Annotated in this window: 2 protein-coding genes; both read left to right on the top strand. The window is 33.3% G+C overall.

Annotated elements, in window-relative coordinates; genetic code table 11:
- The first annotated feature begins 85 nt into the window (after positions 1-85).
- On the top strand, positions 86-1,075 hold the full coding sequence (rhuM, locus tag EAI80_RS12995) for a RhuM family protein (protein WP_129982370.1): 990 nt from the start codon (positions 86-88) through the stop codon (positions 1,073-1,075).
- A gap of 269 nt (positions 1,076-1,344) precedes the next feature.
- Complete coding sequence (locus EAI80_RS13000; RefSeq protein ID WP_129982371.1) at positions 1,345-1,575, top strand: hypothetical protein; 231 nt, start codon at positions 1,345-1,347, stop codon at positions 1,573-1,575.
- The last annotated feature ends 185 nt before the right edge of the window (positions 1,576-1,760 follow it).

Consider the following 1,760-nt stretch of genomic DNA (forward strand, 5'->3'; position numbering starts at 1 on the left):
GACAAATAGTCTATATCCTGAATATTTCTGCTCCACACTTCTCTTAAATCGTTACCTGTAGATTATGGGTATTCAAATCTTTTTTATGTTCCTCAATTGTAAAAAGAAAAATGATAAAATAACAATTCGTTCTAGTGCAGCAGAATACTTAACATATGTTGCCTCTGTAGGTGATCAGCAGAACAGTATTGAAATGCGCTATGAAGATGAGAATATATGGTTAACACAAAAGATGATGGCCACATTATATGACGTTAGTTTACCAACGATAAATGCTCATATTAAGAAGATTTATGCAGATAGTGAATTAGAAGAGTCCGCAACTATTCGAAATTTTCTAATAGTTCAAACTGAAGATTCACGTAAAATCACTCGTAATACAAAGCACTACAATCTTCAAATGATTATTGCAGTTGGATTCAAAGTGAATAACGAGAGAGCTGTACAGTTTCGCAAATGGGCTAATGGTATCGTTAAGGACTATACAATCAAAGGTTGGGTCATGGATGATGAACGTCTAAAAAACGGTGGATCAGTGCTTACAGTAGAGTATTTCGACCGTTTGCTTGAACAGATTCGCGAAATTCGTATCTCTGAACGTAGATTCTATCAGAAGATAACAGACATCTATGCCACATCTCTTGATTGCGATCGAACAGCAGCAGAGTTGGTTTATGAACGAGCAGATGCAGAAAAGCCCCATATGGGATTAACTACTTGGGCTGCTGCACCAGAAGGTAAGATTCTAAAAAGTGATGTGACCATTGCGAAGAATTATTTGAGTAAAAAGAAAATGCGTTCTCTAGAACGTATTGTATCTGCTTATCTTGATTTGGCAGAGGATCGTGCAGAGCGTTATATTCCAATGACAATGGAAGATTGGTCAAAACGTTTAGATCTATTCCTCATGGCTGATGATAGAGATGTTCTTCAGGATGCAGGTAAAATAACTGCAGAGATTGCTAAAGCAAAAGCCGAAACCGAATTTGAAAAATATCGTATCATTCAGGACAGATTATTTATGTCCGATTTTGATAGGTATATTTTGGAACTAAAAGAGAATGCAAAGAACTAGGATTGTTGCTTTAAAATTTTCTAGTAAATTGTTCACGATGTAGAGATGAATTGTGATCCACTCACAGCATATGTAAGTGATTTTGCTATATATCAAGCTGCACATGATTTAGAAACGATTGTATTTGATATAGAGTTTTTGAAAATCATTTGTAAGCATATCAAAGTGCATAAATGCTTGTAATATTAACTGGATTTTTTATGAGAAAACTTATTCTTATATTTGTCATTATGATATAATTAAGTTGTCAAAGAAAGTGAGGATCTAATATGAATAATAAAGGTGTTGGTGTTATTTTCTGTCTGATATCCGTAATTCTAGTTTCTGCAAAATACATATCAGCTGCTATGTTCATGAGTAATATTGCTACAAAAGATGCTTCTCTGTTTAAAAAAGGATTAGAATATGTAGGACCATTTCTATCAATAGAAGCCATTATAGCAATGGTCATTGGTATTTTGTTTTTAGGATATGGATTGTATACTGATTCAAAGAAATAATGACACAACATTAGACGAGCACCTACCGTTTCTGATAGGTGTTTTTACACTTTATCTCTAATTCACATGACATGACCTACTTGTCTAATATATAATACTCATTGAGGTGAAAGTGTGAAACAAAAATCAATCAAAACGTATAAAAAAAGACAAACTTAAAAACAAGTTTGAATAATTTAGAAAAA

This window comes from Catenibacterium sp. co_0103 (assembly GCF_004168205.1).
GTDB classification, from domain to species: domain Bacteria; phylum Bacillota_I; class Bacilli_A; order Erysipelotrichales; family Coprobacillaceae; genus Catenibacterium; species Catenibacterium mitsuoka_A.